The sequence below is a fragment of the Elusimicrobiota bacterium genome (assembly GCA_040757695.1).
In the GTDB taxonomy this organism is placed as follows: Bacteria; Elusimicrobiota; UBA8919; order UBA8919; family UBA8919; genus JBFLWK01.
Genome location: JBFLWK010000143.1, coordinates 1 through 3150, shown reverse-complemented (window position 1 = coordinate 3150; position 3150 = coordinate 1). Strand labels below are relative to the sequence as shown.

Here is a 3150-nt window from a genome sequence, read left to right as displayed (position 1 = left end):
GAAAAGCAAATAAAAATTATGAGATATAAACTTTTTTTGGAATCTGTGTTAATCTGTGTTAATCTGTGGTTTCATCATTAAAATGGGGGTTAGGGGGCGTTAGCCCCCTGACTATCTTGTGCTCTTTCAGCCAGAGGCTGATCCGCCTTGTGCGGAAAAGAGCAAGGGAAATTGTGCTTTGTGGCTATCACCAAGATTATACTAAAAAATAAAAATATAAAAAGGTCGGGCTGGAGAAAGTAAAACAATCTCCTTTGCGTCCCTGAAATAACCGGGACAGGACCAATGTGGTTTTTATTTCCCCAGCCCAAGCGTTCAAAAAATGGAGGTGTATCTTGAAGTTCGGGGTTATTAACACAATTCACAGTATTAACAAAAAGAAAAAAGTAGCAAAAAAGAAAAACTGTGATGATGATGACTTTCTTACTCATTTCAACACCCTAACTTCATAATACAAGGAAGTTTATGAGAAAAGCACTTGGAAAAGGGCTGGAAGCATTAATACCGGAAATTGGCAGTGTGCTTTTAACACCTACTGCGGTAGTAGAAGGAACTGTAAAATTACCTGTCAATAAAATCAAACCTAATAAATATCAATCAAGAGAAAAATTTGATGAACAAGAAATCAATGAACTTGCCAATTCAATCCTTGACCATGGACTTGCACAGCCGATAATTGTTTCACCACCACAAAAAGATGGTATCTATGAGTTGGTTGCTGGTGAAAGAAGATGGCGAGCAACAATAGTTGCGGGACTTCCAGAAATTCCGGCTATTGTTAAACCAGTTTCAGAAAAAGAAAGTTTTATACTTTCTCTGATTGAAAATCTTCAGCGTAAAGATCTCAACCCGATAGAAGAGGCAAAGGGCTATAAACGTTTGATGACGGAATTTAATCTGCGTCAGGATGACCTTGCAAAAACGCTCGGGAAAGCCCGTTCAACAGTTGCCAATATAATTCGGCTTTTATCGCTTCCACAGCAGATACAGGATGCAATTTCAGCGGGTAAAATCACCGAAGGGCATGCACGGGCAATTGCATCAATAGATGACCCTTTAAAACAACGGTTACTTTTAGAAAAAATAATAAATCAGCAACTTACCGTCAGAGATGTAGAAAAAATTTCGCAAAAAGCAAAAAAAACAAAACCCAGAAAAGATAGTAATATACTTGTTATGGAAGAAGAATTACAAAAAATTCTCGGTACAAAGGTTGAAATAAAATATCGTGCAGGTCATGGAAAAATTATTATTTCGTGTGTTTCACTCGCTGACCTAAACAGGATTATTGAAATTCTACAGAATAACGCAAAATCTAAAAAAATAAAATAAAATGCATTCGGATTCTATACCCACTCTTTAATTTTTGATTTTTCTTTTATGACTTCTTTGGTAGGATAGATTTCGTAGACAATTTCGGAGGGCTCAAACCAGAGTTTTATCTCGCGTTCTGATTCTTCATCAGTACCTGAAACATGGAGTACATTCTCATAAACACCTTTTGTAGTTATTCTTCCATATGCACCGCGGATAGTTGTTGGCTCGGCTTCTTCAGGATTGGTTGAACCAGCAATTTTTCGTAATTTTTCAATTGCATTCTCGCCTTGATATACAAGTGCAATTACTCTTTTAGTCCCATGAATATCACCACAGATATATTTTACAATATCCTCAAAAAAAGGTTTGCTCTTCATATGGGTATAATGTTTTTCTGCAAGTTCCCGTGTAGGTTTTACAACCTTTGCACCTATGATTTCAAGTTTTGCTTCAGACAGTTTTATAAGAATACTGCCGGTTAAAGATTTTTTTAATCCATCCGGCTTCACAATAACAAGCGCCTGTTGTTTCATAATGAAAAATAATTATACAAAAATAAAAAGAATTTGTCAAGTGGGCGTATCAAATCTGTCATTTACGAATTAAAAGTAGACACTTTTAATAGGATTTACGAATTAAAAGTAGACACCTTAAGAAATTTAAGATTTTAAAATTTCATAAAAGAAATAATAATCATCAAGTTGTGGATAGTGTGGGCAACTCGAAGCATAGCGAAGAGTTGTCCAAGTGAGTGTGGAAACTGTGGATAACTCGTTAGAGTTATCCAAACAAAGTGTCAGTTTCCACACGAACGGCAGTATCCACAACATATTTAAATAATCATATAAATTTTGTAATCTAAACCCAAAACATGTTCTCGCATATGCGGGGAAAGGAGGGTTTAGATTATGGAACAGTTGCACAAAAGGTTTACAGATGGTCAGGTCAAAGAACTTATTGAACGGTATCTCAAAAAAGAAATTGAAAGAAGTTATGTTCAAGAGATACTCAACATTAGTAAAGCGAGATTTTTTACTTTAATAAAAGAGTATCGTGCTAATCCAGATAAATTCTCAATACAATATGAAAGAAACTTCTTGGAACCATATCTCAGCTATGGAATCAATTTTTCTTAAATACGGTCTGCCCTATTCTTTCTATGTTGATTCACATTCCATATTCAGATTTGTTCAGGGCAGAGATTCTATCTGGCGTGAACATCGCAAAATCACCGACGAAGTTGACACCCAATGGAAACAGGTATTAGACGATTGTAATGTTAAAATAATTTACGCGCTATCCTCACAAGCCAAAGGAAAAATTGAACGCCCTTACGGCTGGCTCCAGGATAGACTTGTAAGAACCTGTGCCAGAGAAAATATCTCTTATATTAAACAAGCTCAAACTGTTCTTAACTATGAAGTCAACAGATATAATTATCGTCAGGTTCACTCTACTACCAGAGAAGTCCCTTATTACAGATTTCAAAGAGCTTTACAAGAGAAAAAATCCTTGTTTCGTGAATTTACAATAAAACCACCTTTTCTATCCACTAAAGATATTTTCTGTTTAAGATTACAAAGAACTACTGATGCTTATAGAAAAATTTCTATCAACAATTTAGTACTACGGGTTAATGCTGATCCTTACAAACAATTAGAACTTCGAATCTCTCCTCTAAATAACTCTTTCGCTGAAATAAGATTCTGGTGTAACAACAAACTTGTTGATGTTCAAAAAGTAAAAATTAGTGATCTTGGGCTGTCTTCTTTTGAACTTTGAACCTGTCTACTTTTAATTCGTAAAGTGTCTACTTTTAATTTCTATCTAACA

At 35.2% G+C, this 3150-nt stretch carries 5 protein-coding genes; 3 read left to right on the top strand and 2 right to left on the bottom strand.

Annotated elements, in window-relative coordinates; translation table 11 throughout:
- Nucleotides 1–89 precede the first annotated feature (89 nt).
- Nucleotides 90–431, bottom strand: a complete 342-nt coding sequence (locus tag AB1349_13250; GenBank protein MEW6558290.1) for a hypothetical protein — start codon at nucleotides 429–431, stop codon at nucleotides 90–92.
- 34 nt (nucleotides 432–465) lie between these two features.
- Between AB1349_13250 and AB1349_13245 the strand changes: the two genes are divergently transcribed.
- The gene (locus AB1349_13245; protein MEW6558289.1) at nucleotides 466–1332 is read left to right on the top strand and encodes a ParB/RepB/Spo0J family partition protein; all 867 of its coding nucleotides are present in this window, start codon (nucleotides 466–468) and stop codon (nucleotides 1330–1332) included.
- A gap of 14 nt (nucleotides 1333–1346) precedes the next feature.
- Here the strand turns inward: AB1349_13245 and AB1349_13240 are convergent, their stop codons facing one another.
- Nucleotides 1347–1850, bottom strand: coding sequence for a nucleoside-diphosphate kinase (locus tag AB1349_13240; GenBank protein MEW6558288.1), 504 nt, complete (start codon nucleotides 1848–1850; stop codon nucleotides 1347–1349).
- Nucleotides 1851–2225: 375 nt separating this feature from the next.
- Here AB1349_13240 and AB1349_13235 point away from each other — a divergent pair, with 375 nt between their 5' ends.
- Together AB1349_13235 and AB1349_13230 are read left to right on the top strand one after the other, a co-directional pair.
- Nucleotides 2226–2453 carry a hypothetical protein gene (locus AB1349_13235; GenBank protein ID MEW6558287.1) on the top strand — a complete coding sequence of 76 codons (228 nt, stop codon included), beginning with the start codon at nucleotides 2226–2228 and terminating at the stop codon, nucleotides 2451–2453.
- On the top strand, nucleotides 2434–3099 hold the full coding sequence (locus AB1349_13230; GenBank protein MEW6558286.1) for a hypothetical protein: 666 nt from the start codon (nucleotides 2434–2436) through the stop codon (nucleotides 3097–3099). The genes AB1349_13235 and AB1349_13230 overlap by 20 nt, the downstream gene beginning before the upstream one ends.
- Nucleotides 3100–3150: the final 51 nt, after the last annotated feature.